General features: G+C 60.1%; 19 protein-coding genes. 6 read left to right on the top strand and 13 right to left on the bottom strand.

The genetic code is table 11. The features are described from left to right. Nucleotides 1–2 precede the first annotated feature (2 nt). Together CAG18_RS00765 and CAG18_RS00760 are read right to left on the bottom strand one after the other, a co-directional pair. Entirely contained in the window at nt 3–1,370 is a 1,368-nt protein-coding gene (locus CAG18_RS00765; RefSeq protein WP_085719820.1) for an MBL fold metallo-hydrolase RNA specificity domain-containing protein, read from the bottom strand. Between the two features lie 2 nt (nt 1,371–1,372). Beyond that, nucleotides 1,373–2,287 (bottom strand): universal stress protein, encoded by a 915-nt coding sequence (locus CAG18_RS00760; RefSeq protein ID WP_085719818.1) that lies wholly within the window; start codon nt 2,285–2,287, stop codon nt 1,373–1,375. Between the two features lie 186 nt (nt 2,288–2,473). Here CAG18_RS00760 and CAG18_RS00755 point away from each other — a divergent pair, with 186 nt between their 5' ends. Continuing rightward, nucleotides 2,474–3,022: a GNAT family N-acetyltransferase gene (locus CAG18_RS00755; RefSeq protein WP_085719816.1), complete on the top strand. Its 549-nt coding sequence runs from the start codon at nt 2,474–2,476 to the stop codon at nt 3,020–3,022. Between the two features lie 27 nt (nt 3,023–3,049). Here CAG18_RS00755 and CAG18_RS00750 read toward each other — a convergent pair whose 3' ends face one another. Continuing rightward, nucleotides 3,050–3,976, bottom strand: coding sequence for a universal stress protein (locus CAG18_RS00750; protein ID WP_047932520.1), 927 nt, complete (start codon nt 3,974–3,976; stop codon nt 3,050–3,052). Nucleotides 3,977–4,348: 372 nt separating this feature from the next. On the opposite strand from CAG18_RS00750, the gene CAG18_RS00745 reads away from it, so the two are divergent. Genes CAG18_RS00745 through CAG18_RS00735 form a run of 3 tightly spaced genes read left to right on the top strand, consistent with a single transcriptional unit; the run spans nt 4,349 to nt 6,183 of the window. After that, nucleotides 4,349–4,597: a hypothetical protein gene (locus CAG18_RS00745; RefSeq protein ID WP_241523222.1), complete on the top strand. Its 249-nt coding sequence runs from the start codon at nt 4,349–4,351 to the stop codon at nt 4,595–4,597. A gap of 2 nt (nt 4,598–4,599) precedes the next feature. Then, nucleotides 4,600–5,421 (top strand): helix-turn-helix domain-containing protein, encoded by an 822-nt coding sequence (locus CAG18_RS00740; RefSeq protein WP_015270120.1) that lies wholly within the window; start codon nt 4,600–4,602, stop codon nt 5,419–5,421. A gap of 45 nt (nt 5,422–5,466) precedes the next feature. Further along, nucleotides 5,467–6,183: a DUF4010 domain-containing protein gene (locus CAG18_RS00735; RefSeq protein WP_256573326.1), complete on the top strand. Its 717-nt coding sequence runs from the start codon at nt 5,467–5,469 to the stop codon at nt 6,181–6,183. A gap of 192 nt (nt 6,184–6,375) precedes the next feature. Here the strand turns inward: CAG18_RS00735 and CAG18_RS00730 are convergent, their stop codons facing one another. After that, on the bottom strand, nt 6,376–8,004 hold the full coding sequence (locus CAG18_RS00730) for a mechanosensitive ion channel family protein (RefSeq protein WP_085719811.1): 1,629 nt from the start codon (nt 8,002–8,004) through the stop codon (nt 6,376–6,378). Nucleotides 8,005–8,365: 361 nt separating this feature from the next. On the opposite strand from CAG18_RS00730, the gene CAG18_RS00725 reads away from it, so the two are divergent. Beyond that, entirely contained in the window at nt 8,366–9,691 is a 1,326-nt protein-coding gene (locus tag CAG18_RS00725; protein ID WP_085719809.1) for an SDR family oxidoreductase, read from the top strand. 412 nt (nt 9,692–10,103) lie between these two features. Here CAG18_RS00725 and hutH read toward each other — a convergent pair whose 3' ends face one another. From hutH to CAG18_RS00705, 4 genes are all read right to left on the bottom strand, one after another. Continuing rightward, the gene (gene hutH / locus CAG18_RS00720) at nt 10,104–11,627 is read right to left on the bottom strand and encodes a histidine ammonia-lyase (RefSeq protein WP_085719807.1); all 1,524 of its coding nucleotides are present in this window, start codon (nt 11,625–11,627) and stop codon (nt 10,104–10,106) included. 11 nt (nt 11,628–11,638) lie between these two features. Beyond that, nucleotides 11,639–12,472, bottom strand: coding sequence for a glycine betaine/L-proline ABC transporter ATP-binding protein (locus CAG18_RS00715; RefSeq protein ID WP_085719805.1), 834 nt, complete (start codon nt 12,470–12,472; stop codon nt 11,639–11,641). Next, nucleotides 12,469–13,320: a proline/glycine betaine ABC transporter permease gene (locus CAG18_RS00710; protein WP_015270115.1), complete on the bottom strand. Its 852-nt coding sequence runs from the start codon at nt 13,318–13,320 to the stop codon at nt 12,469–12,471. The genes CAG18_RS00715 and CAG18_RS00710 overlap by 4 nt, the downstream gene beginning before the upstream one ends. A gap of 75 nt (nt 13,321–13,395) precedes the next feature. Then, nucleotides 13,396–14,364, bottom strand: coding sequence for an ABC transporter substrate-binding protein (locus tag CAG18_RS00705; protein ID WP_015270114.1), 969 nt, complete (start codon nt 14,362–14,364; stop codon nt 13,396–13,398). A 199-nt stretch (nt 14,365–14,563) separates the two neighbouring features. On the opposite strand from CAG18_RS00705, the gene CAG18_RS00700 reads away from it, so the two are divergent. Then, nucleotides 14,564–15,478, top strand: a complete 915-nt coding sequence (locus CAG18_RS00700) for a LysR family transcriptional regulator (protein ID WP_015270113.1) — start codon at nt 14,564–14,566, stop codon at nt 15,476–15,478. A 22-nt stretch (nt 15,479–15,500) separates the two neighbouring features. On the opposite strand, the gene CAG18_RS00695 is transcribed toward CAG18_RS00700, so the two are convergent. From CAG18_RS00695 to CAG18_RS00675, 5 genes are all read right to left on the bottom strand, one after another. Continuing rightward, entirely contained in the window at nt 15,501–15,680 is a 180-nt protein-coding gene (locus tag CAG18_RS00695; RefSeq protein ID WP_223998159.1) for an EAL domain-containing protein, read from the bottom strand. 285 nt (nt 15,681–15,965) lie between these two features. Further along, entirely contained in the window at nt 15,966–16,325 is a 360-nt protein-coding gene (locus tag CAG18_RS00690; RefSeq protein WP_039612879.1) for a cupin domain-containing protein, read from the bottom strand. Next, nucleotides 16,322–16,915, bottom strand: coding sequence for a GNAT family N-acetyltransferase (locus CAG18_RS00685; protein WP_085719803.1), 594 nt, complete (start codon nt 16,913–16,915; stop codon nt 16,322–16,324). The genes CAG18_RS00690 and CAG18_RS00685 overlap by 4 nt, the downstream gene beginning before the upstream one ends. 567 nt (nt 16,916–17,482) lie before the next feature. Continuing rightward, nucleotides 17,483–17,863, bottom strand: a complete 381-nt coding sequence (locus CAG18_RS00680) for a Rid family detoxifying hydrolase (protein WP_085719801.1) — start codon at nt 17,861–17,863, stop codon at nt 17,483–17,485. Nucleotides 17,864–17,888: 25 nt separating this feature from the next. Beyond that, the gene (locus CAG18_RS00675) at nt 17,889–18,500 is read right to left on the bottom strand and encodes a trimeric intracellular cation channel family protein (protein ID WP_061552119.1); all 612 of its coding nucleotides are present in this window, start codon (nt 18,498–18,500) and stop codon (nt 17,889–17,891) included. Between the last annotated feature and the right edge of the window lie 99 nt (nt 18,501–18,599).

The raw sequence follows: 18,599 nt of genomic DNA, 5'->3' as shown, positions 1-18,599 counted from the left end.
GGCTAGCGCACTGGGTCAATAGCAACCGTTTCGTGGTACTCGGGTACGTACACCTGCCAACCGAGCTCGATGCTGATCCGCCGCCGCAACGTGTCGGCGGCATGCGGCTCACCATGGATGACATAGGTCTGGCGTGGCGGGCGGGCGAAACCGCGCAACCACTCCATGATCTCGTCGGCATCGGCGTGCGCAGAGAGATTATCCATCGCATGCACCTGGGCCCGGATAGGCACGTCTTCACCGTGCAGGCGGACACTGCGCGCACCGGCGACGATGTCGGCACCGCGCGTACCACCGGCCTGGAAACCAGAGAATAGAATGCTGTTGCGTGGGTTGGGGGCCAGCGCCTTGAGATGGTGCAAGACTCGTCCACCGGTCGCCATGCCACTGGCGGCGATAATGACCGCGGGCTCACGCAGCTGATCCAGATGCCGGGATTCATCGACGGTACGAATAATATGCGTGCCCCTGCACATGTCGGCGCATTCCGCCAACGTCAGGCGATGCTCGCTCCGGAACTGCTGGTAAAGGGTGGTTGCGTCTGTGGCCATCGGGCTGTTGAGGTAGACCGGAATGTCCGGTATCAGGCCATCGCGCTTGAGCTTGTACAGGTAATACATCAGCAACTGGGCCCGGCCAACCGCGAATGAGGGCACCAAGGTGATGCCGTGGCGCAGGAGAGTCTGGTTGATGACCTGGGCCAGAAACTGCTCGGTCGATTCGCTTGGATGCTGGCGATCGCCATAGGTGGACTCCACCAGCAGCACGTCTGCCGTCCTGATCAGTTCCGGCGCGCGCATGATCGGGTCTTGTGGCCGGCCCAGGTCGCCAGAGAAGACCAAGGTCTGGCCGTCGACCTTGATCTGTATCGTCGCCGCGCCGAGTATGTGCCCAGCCGTGCGCAACAGCAGCTCCATCCCTGGCGCAATCATGGTCGGGTGATGCAACTCCACAGGGCGCAACAATGCCAAGGCACGCTTTGCATCCTGTTCGGTGTAAAGCGGGCGTGCCGGCGAATGCTTCGAGTAGCCGTGCCGGTTGGCATGCTCTGCCTGCTCTTCTTGCAGCCGGGCACTGTCGAGCAACAGGATTTCGGCCAAGGCACAGGTGGCCGGTGTTGCGTAGATCGGCCCGGTATAGCCTTCCTTCGCGAGCACCGGAAGATAACCGCTATGGTCGAGGTGGGCGTGGGTCAGCACCACGGTATCGAGCGCGCGCAGCGCCGCCGATAACGGTTCCCAGTTGCGCAGGCGCAGTTGCTTGTAGCCTTGGAACAGCCCGCAGTCGATCAGCACGCGGCTGCTGTCGCGGGTCAACAGGAACTTGCTGCCCGTCACGGTGCCGGTACCACCGAGGAATGTCAGTTGCATGGCTAGGGCTCCAAGGTTTCGGCCGCTTGAGGGTGAACCGCAAGGACGCTGCACGGCGGGCGGCTGACGATGCGTTCTGTGGTGTCGCCGAGCAGTTTGTCCAGGCCCTTTGGTTGCACGACGCCCATGACCACGGCGTCGATATCCAGCACAGCGACTTGCTCGCGAATCACCTGAACCGGGCCACCTTCCAGGAAGTGGCGGCAATCGGCCGGGACCCCCTCGGCATCCGCCAAGGTGTCGAACGGCTCCTTCAAGGCATTGCGCATCTCATCGATCCACGCCTGGGTAACGTTCATGTCCGAGGCGAACACGCCCGCCAGGTTGTAGGCCGAGAGCAGGTGCAGCTGTGCATCACATTGCAGTGCCAGCGCCTGCGCGGCACGAATCAGCCTGCGGTTGAAGGACGCCTGGTCCTCGGGGGTTTCGCTGAAGGAGGTGTCCACGGCGACCAGCACGCGCCGGGGCAGCGACACCGCCGCCTCCGGTACGAAGTGCGTGATGCCCTTCAAGCCCCGCATCAACGCGCAATCCAGGGGCGTGCTGAACAGGCGCACCATGGTTGGCGTCACTTCGCTGTCCTTGATGACCATATCGGGGTGCAGTTCGCTGATGTAGTCGATGGCCTGGCTGCGGATGTCATCTGCCTGCAAGGTGTCGACCGTCAGAGCGATGCCGCTGCCACGGTGACGCTCGACCAACCCCGCCGGCCGCAAACCGTAGTGGTCGAACTGACGCTGGATATCGGCCTCGTTCAATCGCTCTTCGCGCAGCAGGTGCTCCTGCGTCGGTTCGAACAAGCCCAGTACATGCACACTGGCACCACTGACATGCGCCAGCGCCAGGGCCCGGCGCAGCGCGGCCGAATGCGGATCGAGCTCGGTGAGCAGCACCAGCAGTTGTCGATATTGACCCATGGCGAACCTCCGGGCTTGCGCGGCTGGCGTGATGATGTAGGCGATTGTCCGAAAGCAGGCCTGTTCGCGCTTGATGCAGATCAGAAAACCACCATCCGAGCCGGAACTTGACGATTGTCAGAACCGGCGCCGCCCAGCACGGTACAACAGCTCTGGCAAGCATCGACCAGGTGACCGGGAGGCGACATGAACAGGCAGCAGACTGAAAAGCCAGACGCGTGCGAGCATTGGATCGACAAGCTTTCTGATGGCTCTGCCGTACTGATCCGCCCCCTGCGCGAGGAAGACCGCGAAAGGGACCGCCGCTTTCTCAGCACGATCGCCTACGAGGCCCGGCGTTTCCGCTTCATTGCCGGGCTCAGTGGCGGTGTGCCGAGCCTGGATGCGCAGCATATGCCAGTGGATCATCACCAGTGCGAAGCCTACGTTGCCCTGGTCCATGCAGATGGCCAGTTGCGCCAGATCGGGGTCAGCCGGTATGCCAGTGTTCCCGGCAGCCTCCAGTGCGAATGCGCGGTAGCCGTAAATGAAGAATGGCAACGCAAGGGGCTGGGCCGGCTGCTGATGCAGCACCTGATCGCGGCCGCGAAGCGCAATGGCTTCCACTGCATGATCTCCAGGGACCTGGCGAACAACTACGCCATGCACCGGCTTACCAAGACCCTGGGGTTCACCTCCCGCTACCTGGGTGGCGATGTCAGCGAAATCCTTCACGAACTCGATCTTCACGCCTGAAAGCAAGGCCCTTTCGGGCCTTGTCTCTCAGCCTTGGGAATGCTCTGGTGATATCACCAGCACGCTGCTGGACAACCGATGCAATACCCGCTCCGCAGTGCTACCGATGAACCAGCCAATGCCGCGATGGTGGTAACTGCCCATGACCAGCACATCGATATCATTGTTCTCCATGAACAGCGCCAACACCTTGGCCGGGTCTCCCAGCCGCAGGTGGCGGTGTTCGGCGGCGATACCGTTACGTTCGGCCAGTGCCTGAAATGCCTCGCTTTGCGCCTCGTGCAGTGTCTGGGCGAGGTTGGAGTCGAACAGAAACGAATGCTCGCGGCTGCCGCCTGAGTCCAGGTACATGGACCCCAGGTCGTAGGCATATAGCAGTTCGATCTGGGCGTTGCACTGTAATGCCAGTTTCAGCGCTTCACTGATGATCTGGTCGTTGAACCCCTCAAACTGGTCCTCGGGGCGGGACAGGTCCACGGCAGCCAGAATCTTGCGCGGCAGCGCGTGGCTGGCCTGATGCACCAGGTGCAGGGGGATGCGGGTTTCCCGCAGCAACTGAATGTCGAGCGAGGTGAACATCGCCCGCGCCCACCAGGGTTCATGCTCGAAAGCTTTGATCAGCATGGCGAACGGCTGCTCGCGCAGGTGGACGAGGATCTCGTCCAGCGGATGCTGCACCCATACCACTTCGGTGGTGACCGTGACCCCGTTACGGCGCATCGAAAGCGCTTGGGTTTCAAGCCATCCACGGTGTTGCTGTACATAACCTTCACGCATCACAGCCAGTGCCTGGTCGTTGACCAGGCCCGCCGTGGCAAGGCCTTCGAGATAGTCGAAAGCAACGATATGCAGGGCCATGCCCTTGGCCTTGGCCAGCGCAGCCGCACGGTCGTAGACCGGGGTGCGCCGCATCAGGGGCGAGGCGATCAGCAAGAGTCTTTGCGGGTTGTCCATGGCGCACCTCAGCGGTTGGGAAGTGTTTCTGGATCATCCATCACCCGCACCTGGCGGATTTGATGTTTATCAACTGAACCACTGGGCGGACAAACGGCAACGCCCGCTGGGCGAAAATTTGATGCTGGTCAAAGCTCCTGGCCGTTAACGGCGCAATCTGACCCTACACCAACAACAATCATCGAATGCCCCGGAGGCGTGCCATGGCGCTCATGAAAACCATCGAACGTCGCCTATGGTCGTTCGCCAACCAGCGCGATAGCGCGATGAAAATGGCAATCACACCCTGAACACCCCTGTTGCCGGCAGGGATGCCTTCGTTTTCGCATGGATTTGCAGTTGGTTTGCTCATGCATGCTTTTGGAGGCTTCCATGAACATCTACGTCGAAAATAGCCCTCAGCAGAACCGCTGGTGGGTCCGCATGGACGACTGCCGGGTGAGCTTCGTTACGTCCACCGAAGCGCAAGCCTTTGTCGACCGGTTGAATGCGCGCCTCAACGCGCCCCACTCGCGGGACATGCTCGCCGACTGGTCACCACGCCCAGGTATGGGCAGCGTTGGCAAAGCCAATGCAGGGATGGCAGCCCAGGCAGGTCTCCGATGCCCGAAGGAGGCCTGAAAATGACTGGCCTACTGAAAGTGACCTTGCTCGACCAACCTGCAGCGTCGAGCCCGGCAACCCCGATTCACCTGAAACCGCTGACGACCCTGTGCACAGAGTGCCGTGTCAGCGGGCTGTGCCTGCCCACCGGTCTGCCCGTGCATGACAACAGTTGCCTGGGCGCACTGATCGGCCCGCGCATGCGTATTCGCAAAGGCGCCGCGCTGTTCAACGCCAACGATCCGCTGACGACGCTTTATGCCGTGCGCTGTGGCAGCTTCAAGACCAGCCTGAACAGCGCCGAAGGCCAGGGCGTGGTGATCAATTTCTGGATGCCGGGCGATGTACTTGGGCTCGACGCCATCGCCACCGAACATCACGTATGCGATGCCATTGCCCTGGAAGACAGCGAGGTGTGCCCTGTCCCCTATCGCCGGCTGCAGGCATTGGCGCGTGACTTTCCCGTCCTGCAGCAAAGCCTGAACCGTTTGATGAGCCGAGAAATCGTGCGTGAGCATGAGCGGGTGCTGATGCTGTGCAACCTCACCGCCGAACAGCGCCTGGCAAGCTTCCTGGTTGGGTTGTCACAGCGCTTCGTCAGCCGCGGCTACTCTGCCCACGGCTTCATGCTGCGCATGTCCCGGGAAGACATGGCTTCGTACCTGGGCCTGCGCCTGGAAACCGTGTGTCGCTCAGTCGCCCGCATGCGCGCGCTGGGCATCGTCAGCATGCGTGGCAGGCTTGTCGAGATACTCGATCTGCCAGCCTTGATAGCCCTTGAGCAAGGCGGCGCGGAAGTCAGCCCCAAGGACACCCCGAAGGCGCCATGCTCGACGCGGTAAATGTCAGCCACGGACGAGCCAGAACTTGCCACGGCGGTCGGCGTGGTGCTGACCGTGCTGCTGGCACTGCGCCGCGAGCTGCACCATTTCGTGCTCCAGCAGCTGAGCGAGGAAGAGCTGCGCGATGGTTTGATGCTGCTGACGGTAGCGCTGGTGGTGCTGCCGTTGACACCGGACAGGTTCATGGGGCCGTATGGCGCACTCAACCCTCGCACCATCTGTACGCTGGTCGTCCTGCTGATGACCGTCGGTGCACTGGGGCGAATCGCAATGCGTCTGGTGGGCCCACGCTACGGCTTGCCCCTGAGCGCGATCGCCTCCGGTTTCGCCTCCGGCACGGCAACCATTGCGCTGCTTGCCCATGAGGCACGTCGGCAAGTCACAGCCGTGAGGCCCTTGGCCGCCGCTGCCGTACTGTCGAACCTCGCCAGCATCGCGCAATTCGCCCTGGTGCTAGGCATCGTCGACCGACACCTGTTGAAGCCTTTCGTGGCCTCGATCGGGCTCGGTACCGTGGGTACGGTGGTTTACGGCACTTTGTTGCTTGCGCCCTGGCGCAGCGACCAAGGCACTTCAACAGCGCATCAGGGCGATGGTGCCTTCGATCTCTTCACAGCGCTGATCATCACCGTCGCCCTGACCGGCAACACCTTGACCAAATGCATTCTGTCCCTCGGTAGCGGCGGCTGCAGCTTCGGGAGATACCTTGTTCCCGGCCAACTGGTCATCCTCGGTGCAATGTGGCTGGGGCTTTTGATATGAGGTTGTATCGGCAACCTCTACCCCCTGGATGAGGACAAGCTTGAGGAACTGAAAAGCTACAGGGACCATGACCACGACATATCCAATCAACCTTGCTCAAGAGTTGGTGCCGCGCCCATCTGCGCTGGTTCGACATGACGCCACTGGAGCACCGTCGGCAGCATGGCGACCCTGTGATCGCCGGTTATGACGCTATTCCCCCGGCTGGCCAACCTCAGGTTTCCGCGCAGGTGCCGTGAACCAGCGCTCGTGCGGCACCCACTTTTCCTGCGCGGGGTCGCCCAGGTAATGCGGCGACATGATCTGCACCCCGTACTCGTTGAACACATCCTGAATGTTGCCGTGCAACAGGCTCAGCAGTTCTGCCCGTGGCCGTGGCTCACTCGGCACCGCCTGCGCCACCAGGCGATACTCGGGGTAGAAATCCGAAAGCCCGGTCTGAAACACCTGCGGCCTGGGTTTTTCCAGTATGCCGTCGGTACGCTTGGCCGCCTCCACCAGCATCGCCTCCACTTGGCGCCACGGCGTGTCGTAACCGATGGTGACCACAGTATCGACGATGTAGCCCTGCCCCTGTACAACACGTGAAAAATTGCGTGTCACCGAGCCGGTGATCATCGAATTGGGCAAGGTCAACACTTCGCCCAGTCCAGTGCGGATCGTGGTGTTGAACATGCCGACTTCGGTCACCGTGCCCTCGTGGTCACCTACCCGCACATACTCGCCAGCCTTCAAGGTGCGTGAATAGGTCAGGATCAGGCCCGCTGCCGCCTGCCCGACAATGCTGGAGGCGCCGAGAGAAATCATCAGCCCGAGCAGCACCGACAGCCCCTTGAAGGCGTCGGTGCCGGAACCCGGCAGGTACGGGTACGCCATCACCAGGGCGAACAGCCAGATGGCAAGTGAGGTCAGGCGTGTGGTTGGCTGCAGGGTTTCCTCGGTCAGCCACTTGAGGGTGCCCGGCCGAGCCATGCGCTCCAGCAGGCGCCGACTGAAGCCACTGATACCGCGGGCGATGAAAAAAATGATGATAGCCACGGCGATGCCGGGAATTGCCTGCAAAATGCCGTCGAGCAGATAACGTAACAGGTCGATCAAGTGGACGTTGAGGCTTTCCCCCCAAGGCCGGGTGTAGGGGAATTGCGACAGCACGAAGCTCAGCCACTGATAGCTCAGCAACAGTACTACGCCCCAGTGCAGCAGCCGCAACAGGCGTTCGATCACGGTGTAGACCAGCTGCATGTCCAACAGCGGCATCTGCCCGAGCCGTATCTGCCGGGCGCGCTCGCGCATCAGCTGCGGCAACAGGCCTTGGAGCTTGCGCCGAGCCAGGTTGGTGCCCTTGATGAGCACCACGTAGATCAACGTGGCCAGCACCGAGTAGCCTGCTGCCTTGAGCAGAAAGCGCAGGCTGCGGGCCTGACCGGTCTCGTCGACCACCAGGCGCAGCATAGCGGCTGCCTGCTCGGCGGCTTCGCGAGTATCGCCACCGGCCAGGCCCAGGTCCTGCGGCGCAATGATGAAGGCACGCCGCCCTCCCAATAGCACCAGGTGGCTATTCAGGATGGGGTCGACGCTGACCTTCAGCTCATCAGTCCCGCGCAAGGCCTCGTCGATCACGGCTGTGGCCCGTTGCACCCGCGCCGCCGGCGTTTCCCCCAGCAAGGTGGCGTGGAAGATGAAGATGCTGCGATTGGCGATGGTCAGCTCGGCCGGTTCACCGGGCACGCCATCTGTGGCACTGCCTGCAACGTCGATACCGTGCCCGGCCATGGGCTGCAGGGTGAAAAGAATCAACAGCAGGCAATAAAGGCGCTTCATCATGAAATCCCCGGGCCCCTATGGCGAAAACCATGCAGGTAGTGATAGCACAGCGTTTACTGCTCAGGGCTGAGGAACCAGCGGAAATACGGGCGCGGCGGTTCAGGACATCATCCTGTGACACACGGATGCAGCGAAGCACCGTTTGGTACCACCGGACTTGTTGGTCTGAACTTTGCCGTCCGCCCTGGCTTCCCCTGCATATCCAACACGCAAAGATGCGCCTGCCGGGGCAGGTGCCAACGAGCGCTTTGGTATCCGGAGCGTTGCTGGCCCGCGCGGCGTCAAGCGCACCGGGCCTGCTTCTGACTAGCACAGCAAAGGCTGGCATTTCCGAGGTCCAACTACAGGGGTTCGCAAAATGATCGATCAAGCGACAGGTATGAAACCAGGTGAACGCTATCGCGTGGAAAACGTGGAGCGGGCTCATCAGTTCCCTGGCTTCTTTCAAGACGGGAAGTATTATCTCGGCCCTGAGCTTTTGACCGCCGTAGGGTGGATCGAAGGCACGCGCTTCATCTACGACAGCGTGGATGCCGAGGGTGAACCCGTGTTTCCGAACCGGGAGGCTGGCACGATTGAAGGGCTGAGGTTGACCCTGGTCGATGGCACCGCTCTTGAGCTTTCTCGGATCGAGGCCAGCGAAACGATCGCGCCACTTGACGACCACAAGAAATCTGGCACAGAACAGGAAGCGCCCCGCGGGGGCGTTCAGAGCAGAGGGCCACTGCGCGGCAAAGTCGTGGTGATCACTGGCGCTTCCAGCGGTATCGGCCGGGCCGCCGCGCACGCATTTGCCTGCAAGGGTGCTCGCCTGGTGCTCGCTGCGCGCGATGAAGAGGCGTTGTTCGAGGTACTGGATGAATGCACCGACTGCGGTACCGATGCCATAGCAATCACGACCGACGTCACCCGCAACGACCAGGTGCAAGCGCTGGCCGCACAGGCAGCAGAGTTCGGCCACGGGCGAATCGATATCTGGATCAACAACGCCGGCGTTGGGGCGGTCGGCAATTTCGAGGAAACACCGCTGGAGGCCCACGAGCAGGTCATTCAGACCGACCTGATGGGTTACCTGCGCGGTGCGTTCGTAGCCCTCCCCCTCTTCAAAGCCCAGGGCAGCGGCATCCTGATCAACACGCTGTCACTGGGCAGCTGGGTGGCCCAACCCTATGCAGCCGCGTACTCGGCGAGCAAGTTCGGCTTGCGTGGCCTGACCGAGGCGCTGCGGGGGGAATTGACGGAGTTTCCCGATATCCATGTTTGCGATATCTATCCGGCCGTCATGGACACACCGGGCTTCCGAGACGGCGGCAACTACACAGGCCATGCGCTGACGCCTCCGGGCCCTGTATATGATCCCGAACTTGTGGCGAAGGCCATGGTGGCCTGTGCAATCTCACCACGCGCTCACACCACGGTCGGTGCCACGGCCCGCCTGGCGCATCTGGCCAGTTACCTGGTACCAGGCCTGCCTCTGTTATCGGGGTGGCTGACGCGTCGCGGGATAAACCGCAGCCCGAAAGCCGAAACATCATCAGGCAACCTCTTTGAGCCGCCGAGTGGCAGGAGGAGTATCGACGGGGGTTGGAGGAAGTCAAAAGACAAGACGCCTCTACTGATCGGCGCAGCGGCGCTTGGAATGATCGTAGGTTTTGCAATCACCCATTCACGACGCAGGAGCTGAACGACCGTGCCGTCAAAGTCGATGCAAGCCCGATCCTTCCCAAAGGTTGGCGAACAAAGCTCTGCTGCACCACAGGCGCCCGCACGGGTTCGTTCGCGCAACCCGTCGGGCCGAGCAAAATGCATTAGAGCAAACGCCCCTCTGCCTGACGTCCGAGTTGAACACAGACTTTCCTGTGTGACGACATGAGGTGATGAACGCGACTCTGAGGCTGGACGTAAAGGCGGACAGGACAGCCACGGCGGCGGTCGTGGTAGCGAAAATCGCTAACTTGAAATGAGCTCGGCCAGGGTGCATGGCACCCTGGCCTTTTTTCTGAATATTGGTCGTTCACAATCAAGGGGGCATTTGCCCCCCGATTGCACAGGTCTTGCGCCTCAGGAGCCGAAGCCATGAGCGGCCCTTGCATCGCTCATAACAGCTCGGGGAATGCAGCGCCAAGCAGGCCCGGATCCTTCAGGATCGATGCGCTGCTGGCGATATCCGGGGCCAGCCAACGGTCCTGGGCATACGCCGGGACCCGTTCGCGCAACAACCGCCAGGCAACGTTGGTACCCGCGCCAAAGCGCTGCTCCTTGAGGAACTCGAATGCCTGGGCCGCCAACAGATACTCGATGGCGAGAATCTGCGTGCAGTTCTCCAGGGCGCGGTGCAGCTTCAACCCGGCATTGGTGCCCATGCTCAGATGGTCCTCCTGCAGGCCGGAGGTGACGTAGTTGTCGACGACTGCCGGTTGTGCCAGCTGACGGTTTTCCGCACACAGTGAAGCGGCCACGTACTGGACAATCATCATGCCCGAATTCACCCCCGGCTGGCTGACCAGGAAGGCCGGCAAGCCGCTGACCAACGGGTTGATCAGGCGATCGAGACGACGCTCGGCAATCGCCCCGATCTCGGCCACCGCGATGGCCAGCAAGTCGGCCGCCATGGCCACCGACTGGCCGTGCGGATTCGCCTGGGAAACCACCCTATACGACTCGGGTGTACCCAGCAGCATCGGGTTGTCGGTGGTGGAGTTGAGTTCGGTTTCGATCTGCCGCGCAGCGTGTTCCAACTGATCGCGCGCGGCGCCATGAACCTGCGGAATCGAGCGAATGCTCAAGGCGTCCTGGGTGCGAATGCCTTGGCTGCTGGCAATGATTTCGCTGCCGTCGAGCAGGCGCCGCAGGTTACTGCCCACGCGCTGCATGCCGGGGTGCGGTTTCATCGCGATGATTTCAGGGTCGAAGGCATCGAGCTGGCCGCGCAGGGCCTCGAAACTCATGGCGCTGATAACGTCCGCCCATTGGCTCAACCGAGTGGCGTCGTCCAGGGACAGGCAGCTCAGGCCGGTCATGCAAGGGGTACCGTTGACCAGGCACAGGCCATCCTTGGCACCCAGTTTGACCGGCGCCAGGCCGACCTCGGCCAAGGCCTGCTGCGCCGGCATGATCTGGCCGCGATAGCTGACCTGGCCGACGCCCAGCAAGGTGATGCTGATATGCGCCATGTGGGTCAGGTACCCCACCGACCCCTGCTTCGGCACCTGCGGGGTGATGTGCTGGTTGAGCAAGGTCAGCAGCGCCTCGACCACCTTGCGCTGCAGGCCGGAACGGCCCTGGCAGAAATTGATGATCGCCGCGCACATGATCGCCCGGGTCTGTTCGTCCGACAGCGCCGTACCCACGCCACAGGCATGGCTGAGCAAAGTGTTGTGCGACAGCTGGCTGAGTTGTTCGTCCTGCAACGAGACATTGCACAAGGCGCCAAGCCCGGTGTTGACGCCATAGGCGCGGTCACCGCTGGAAACGATGCGCTGGACAATGGCCTGGGCGTTCTCGATCCGCGCCCAGGCCGATGGGGCCAGCTCAAGCTTCGCGCCATGCCGGGCCACTGCCACCACGTCCTGCCAACGCACTGGCGCCTCGGCGATGATGATTCTTTCGGCAAACGACATACACGCGTTCCTTAAAGCGAAGCTACGCGACGCTGCACGAAACGATCGACGTATTCGTCCGCAGGCTGGTAGAGGATTTCTTTCGGTGTGCCGACCTGGACCAGGCGACCGTCCTTGAGAATGGCAATCCGGTTGCCGATACGCATTGCTTCGTCCAGGTCATGCGTGATGAAGACGATGGTCTTGTGCAGGGTCTTCTGCAGCTCCAGCAACTGGTCCTGCATTTCGGCGCGAATCAGCGGGTCGAGCGCACTGAAGGCTTCGTCCATCAGGATGATGTCGGTGTCGGCAGCCAGCGCGCGGGCCAGGCCGACGCGCTGACGCATGCCACCCGACAACTGGTGCGGGTACGACTTTTCGTAACCCTTGAGGCCCACGGTGTTGATCCAGTGCAGGGCACGCTCTGTGCACATGGCCTTGCTCTCGCCACGGACTTTCAGGCCGTAGGCGACGTTGTCCAGCACGGTGCGGTGCGGCAACAGGCCGAAGCTCTGGAACACCATGCTGATCTTGTGCCGGCGGAATTCGCGCAGGGCTTGCATGTCGTACTGCAGAATGTCTTCGCCATCGACCAGGATCTGGCCGCTGGTCGGGTCGATCAGGCGGTTGAAGTGGCGCACAAGGGTCGACTTGCCCGAGCCCGACAGCCCCATGATCACGAAGATCTCGCCGCTGCCGATGGACAACGAGAGATCGTTGACCCCGACCACGCAGCCGGTTTCGGCCAGGACCTGATCCTTGGCTTTTTGCTGGCGGATCAGTTTCAGGGCATCTTCGGCGCGAGCACCGAATATCTTGAAGACATTCTTGACTTCGATCTTGTTCATTGTCTGTTTGGCGCTCATTTGCCCACCCCATGCCGTGGTCGGCCATAGGCCTGGGTAATGCGGTCGATCACGACCGCCAGAATCACGATGGCCAGGCCCGCTTCGAGGCCGCGGCCCACATTCAGGGTCTGGATGCCGACCAAAACGTCTTCACCCAGGCCACGGGCACCGATCATCGAGGCGATGACCACCATCGACAGGGCCATCATGGTGGTCTGGTTGATGCCGGCCATGATGCTCGGCAACGCCAGTGGCAGCTGCACGCCGAACAGTTGTTGCATGCGATTGGCACCGAAAGCGTTGATCGCCTCCATGACCTCGCCATCCACCTGGCGAATGCCCAGGTCGGTCAGGCGAATCAACGGCGGCGCGGCATAGATGACGGTGGCGAAGATCGCCGGCACCTTGCCCAGGCCGAACAGCATCAGCACCGGTATCAGGTACACGAAGCTGGGCATGGTCTGCATGATGTCGAGCAGCGGCATCAACACCGCCCGCAGGCGATCGTTGCGCGCCGACAGCACACCCAGCGGAATGCCGACCAGGACCGATATCAGCGTTGCGACCAGCATCAGCGCCAGGGTCTGCATCAGCTTGTCCCAGAGGCCGACCGCGCCGACCAGGAACAGCAAGCCGACGATCACGGCAGTGGTCACGACTTTACGGGTGGCGTGCCAGGCGATACCGGCGACGATGGCCAGCATCAGCCACCAGGGTACTGCGCGCAGCAGGCCTTCGAGGTTGACGATGGCCCACAGCAGGGTGTCGGAGATGTGCCGGAACACGTCACCGTAGTTGGTTACAAGCGCATCGACCCAGCCATTGACCCAGTCGGCAATGGAAAACGTGAAGTTCTTGGGAAACATGGAATTCTCTCGAGCAAGTGCATGAAACGGACTGTCGCGTGCCTTGTCCGGCAGGAGCCGGACAAGCCCATACGCTCAGAGTGCCGCGTCCACCTTTTTGGCTGCGTCTTCGCTGACCCAGCTGTGCCAGACCTCGGGGTGCTCCTTGAGGAACAACTTGGCCAGCTCCGGCGACTCGATGCGATCTTTGCTCATGCGTGCCAGGTTCTGGTTCAGCAGGTCGATCGGCAGATTGACCTTTTCCAGCACCGCCACCAGTTCCGGCGCCTGCTCGTGGAAGGCCTTCGACAGGCCCACCTTGATGGTCAGGGATTTATCCACGCCTGGCTTCTCGTCCAGCTTGACCAGGTCGACCAGGCCCATCAGCGGCGTCGGCGACCAGTAGTAGAACAGGATCGGCTCGCCACGCTTGTAGCTCGACAGCACGGCGGCATCCAGTGCCGGGCCGGTGCCCGGGCGGAAGTTGGTGTAGCTGCTTTCCAGGCCGTAGTGCTTGAGCATCTCGCTGTTGTCCAGCTCGCAGGTCCAGCCGGCCGGGCAATTGTAGAAGCGCCCCTTGTCCGGTTCTTCCGGGTCCTTGAATACCTGGGCGTATTGCCCAAGATCAGCGATGGTCTTGAGGTTCGGTGCCTTGGCTTCGAGTTTGCGCTTGGGGTCGCCTTCGATCACGTAACGCGGCACATACCAGCCTTCGACTGCGCCAACGACCGGCGCGCCGACGCCAACCACCTTGCCGGCGGCCGCCGCCTTGTTCCAGACCTCGCTTCGCCCTACCCACTCTTCGGCAAACACCTGAATGTCGTTGCTGCTCAGGGCGTTTTCCATGGAGATGGAGTTACCCGGCAGGCTGTCGGTTTCACAGCCATAACCATTTTTCAGCACGAACTGCATCACGTCCGTGAGCAGCATCCCGCTTTCCCAGTTCAATCCGGCGAATTTCACCGGTTTGCCAGACTCGCACCAGCCGGCCGCCTGGCTGGCACCAGCGGCCGCCAGCAGCCCGAAAGATAGTGTGGTGGTCAGCAGAGCCTTTGTAATTTTCATTGTGACGCTCCCAAACAAGAACATGGATTGCAGTAGTCGAGGGCATCCGGCCCAAAGAGGGTCGCCAAACTGGCTGATCAGCCTTGCAATCGGCATCGGCGTGGCACCTGTGATCGGTGGCCACTGCACAGAGGAAATATTTCACAACCTCAAAAAAGGATAAAATAATATGTCCTGATGTATCACAACGGAAAAACCTATGAAGTTCACACTGCGACAACTGCGCTACGCGCTCGCAGCGGCCAAGCACGGGAACCTGACGACTGCCGCCATGGAGCTTCATGTTTCACAGCCCTCCATTTCGGCGGCCATCAGCGAATTGGAAGAGGTGCTGGGCCAATCGATTTTCGTGCGCCAACGTGGCCTCGGCATATCGCTGACCCCGTTCGGGCGTACCGTCATGGTCCAGGCCCGCCGCGTTCTGAGCGAAGCTCGGACCTTTGCCGAGATCAATGCCAATGCAGGAGAGTGTGTCGGAGAGTTGGTGGTCGGATGTTTTGAAGACCTGGCGCCCTATTGCCTGCCACAAATTGTGCGACGGATGCAGGAGTCCTGCCCGAGGGTCACGGTCGATATGCGCGAAGGCAGCTTCGATTATGTTGGCAAGCGGCTGAGTGAGGGTGCGATAGAGCTGGCGATCACCTACGATCTGGGTCTGCCGCCGAACACTCAATGCACCCAGTTGTGCCAGCTGACCGCTCAGGTACTGCTGGCTGCCGATCACCCGTTGGCCAAGGAATCGCGCGTCAGCCTCAAAGCGCTATCCGAATACACATTGGTAGTCACCGATCAGGTCCACAGCTGGCAGCATGTGCTGGATCTGTTCAGCTTCTACGATCTTTCGCCCGCCGCTGTGCACCGTGTGCGCACCTTCGAGATGCAGCGTAGCCTGGTCGCCAACGGGTTTGGCGTGGCGCTGATCTACACCCGGCCATTTGGTGACCGCAGTTATGATGGTCAAGCGCTGGTATGTCGGCCGACCGAGGAGAAATTGCCAACGCACAGCATCGTGCTGGCGCATGATCAACGCTATCCGCTGACGCCTTCGGCTGAGGCGTTCAAGGAGCTGGCGGTGGCATGGTTCGCGGAACGGCCGTCGTTTGCATCCGAATGAAACTGCCCTCCTCTGCGAGGTGTCATTGCGCTAACGACACCTGGTCTTTCATCATCCCCATCAGTGCCTCGTTTTCCAGCGGTTTGCTGAGCAGGAAGCCTTGTACTTCATGGCATTGGTCATCGCAGAGCAAGGCCAATTGCTCGGCGGTCTCGACACCTTTGGCAGTCACCGTCATGCCCATTGCAGCAAGGACGTCCATTGGTTCACCATCGCGGCCTAGGGTCTCCCGGTTGACCGGGCAGCAGGACTGGAGGTCGATGGAGCTGACGATCGGTGGTTGGCAGTTTGAGGCGGACTCAAGGTCCTGAGGCTGTGCTGAGCCCCTTTCGCGACACAAGGCCGTCCCCACAAAGGCTCAGTTCCATGCGCGACAGCGCAGACATGAGGTTCAGAGGACTGTTGTGGCCTGCCAAAGAACATTCGAGCGCCGCCAGCAGGCAAGCATGCTAACTGACCCTGCGCTGCGCTCGATGAAACGCGAGTCTTAGTTCGCGGGCAAGAGGATCACGAAGTTCTTTTTCATGTCTTCCAGCACGGTCCATTTGCCTTTGGCGCCCGGTTCGATAATGAACGTGTCGCCAGCGGCCAATGTGATGGGAGCGCATCCCTCAAGCTCGATGACGCAGCGTCCACTCAGGACATGGCAGAACTCCCAAACTTTGTAATCGATGCGCCACGCTCCGGTGCTGGCTTCCCATTCTCCGGAAATGCGACCTTGCTGCTCGTCGTGATAGTACTTGGACGTCAGCGTATGAGGGGTGCCTTCAAGGACCTCTTCAAAAAAAGGAAGGTCACGTACCGGCTGGATATCCAGTTCGCGGAACACGGTCAGTTTCTTGTTCATGGTTTTTTCTCGAGCACGTTGTGGTTAGGGCGGTACATCAAATAGGCTTCACCGGTCACGCCCAGCATCGGGTGCGGGACGATCTGGCAGGTTTTTACAATTTGAAAACCGTGACGCTCGTAGAAGCGGCGTGCACCGTGGTTTTCTGCATAATCGATCAGGCATAGCCCATTCAGGCCAGACTCCTCGGCGCGCTGCTGGGCGTGGCGAAGAAACTGGACGCCCAGCCCCTGGCTGCGCCAGGCTTCGTCCAGGGCCAGGCTGGATATGTACAAGGTATCGGGTATTTCCATGTCGGAATAAGGCGCCAGGACCGGGTCTGTCTCGACAGGCCTGTCAGGGGTCTCGCGCAAGGCATAGCTATGCATCATGCCGATGACGCGCCCTTCGAAAGTGGCCATCAGGCAGTTCTTATAGGAAAAGTCGCCCTGCTCCCTGGCATAGCGAGACGCGCCGACACTCAGCAATGCTTCTCCAGGTGCGGCAAGCTTGCTCCATATGTAATCGGCCATACCTTCCGATGTCAGTTGAAAAAAGCGCGCAATATGGTGCGCGTCCGAGGCTTGAGCGGGTCTGAAGTCGACAGACATTTACAGTGCTCCCATGGGATCGGGTGGTTAGTTTTCAAGGATTACGCCTTTGACAGGGTGGCAGGGTAAGCAGGTTTAGCGGTTCCCATCATGCTCTGGGCGAACACCGTCAGCACGGCGTGCGACGCCGCCCCATGCTTGGAGGCACGTGGCCGAACAAAGGCGCATGCCTGGGGAATCGATCGTGCAGTTGCAGGAGTTGCTGAGGCGAAAAGCGGGGCGACCTGTGCTTCCATGACGGGATGGCCGGAATCAGAACAGGTTTGCCTCGGTATGGAGCTGTATGTCAGGTAAGGCAGCTATCGACCCGAAGCTGCCCTTCGCTGAGGGCAGCAAAGGGTAAAAATATGACACAGCGAAACTTCATTCCTAACGGCATTCTATGCAGACTTTGTTGAAGCCATGCAGGGAATGAAGGCCAATGCTCATCTGTGCGTCCGTTATGCGGCCTGTATCGAATAGCGCCAGACTCTAAAATTTGAGATTAGTTACCGATGCGCATATAGCATGGCATAAAGGCGTAGATTCGTGGCTACGCCTAATACATGGATTAACTAGGGCACAATGTTAGCTCCTGACCAGCGCGATCATTTCGATTTCTACTTCAGCCCCCAGGGGCAGAGCTGCGACACCTATTGCAGCACGAGCGGGATACGGCGCGGCAAAAAACTCAGCCATAACCGAGTTTACCAGCGCAAAACATGAAAGATCAGTTAAAAAAACGTTCACTTTAACCACGTCTTTCATCTCGGCGCCGGACTCTAAAATAAGCGTCTCGGCATTTTTGAAAGCTTGGCGGATCTGCGCTTCGATGCCCGAAACCAGCTGCATGGTGCTGGCATCCAAAGGCAACTGACCAGAGAGGTACAGCATGTCACCGGCCTTGACGGCATGAGAATATGCGCCGACGGCTCTAGGTGCGTTTTCTGACACTAAATGCTTTAGCATAAAACCCTCAGATTGGACATGTTTACTATCTTTCATCGCTATATTGAAACTTTGGCATTTCCCAGTGGAAGCGAATAGCCAAAAGCCGGAGAGCAAAACCTCCCAGGAAGGTGAGGAGAATCGCTTGATTATGTGAAAACCCTAAGTAGTCACAGGCGAAGTAGAACCAAGAAGCAACGAATGCAACACCGGCATAGAGCTCACGCCTGAACACCAGTGGAATATCATTGCAAAAGATATCGCGAAGTACGCCACCAAAAACACCTGTCACAACGCCACTCAAGGAAGCAATTAATAAACCGTGCCCCATATCGAGAGCGGTCTGGCATCCGATCAAAGTAAAGGCAATAAGGCCAACTGCATCCAGAACCAGAAATAGAGATCTCAAGCGTCTCATTAATGGTGCGATCATGACCGTGAAAAGTGCTGCAATACTGGTGAGAATCAGATACTCGGGGTGTTTCACCCAAGTAAGCGGATAATGACCGAGTAAAATGTCTCGTACCGACCCACCGCCTAGCGCTGTTACACAAGCCACCAGTATTACGCCAAACCAATCCATGCCTCTCCGTCCTGCAGACAACGCCCCTGTCATCGCTTCTGCGGTGATCGCCATTAGATATATGTAAAGAAGCATAGGTAGTACCTGAGTGTTCAGGTGGATAACTCTACCTTCTGACTTCATTCAAAAACATCGACATTCAATAAGCCACGCTTATCACCCTATAAGCACAGA

Source organism: Pseudomonas sp. B22(2017), from assembly GCF_002113105.1.
Lineage (GTDB): Bacteria > Pseudomonadota > Gammaproteobacteria > Pseudomonadales > Pseudomonadaceae > Aquipseudomonas > Aquipseudomonas asiatica.
The sequence above is the reverse complement of the archived record's forward strand: the minus strand, read 5'-3'. Positions and strand labels throughout refer to the sequence as shown.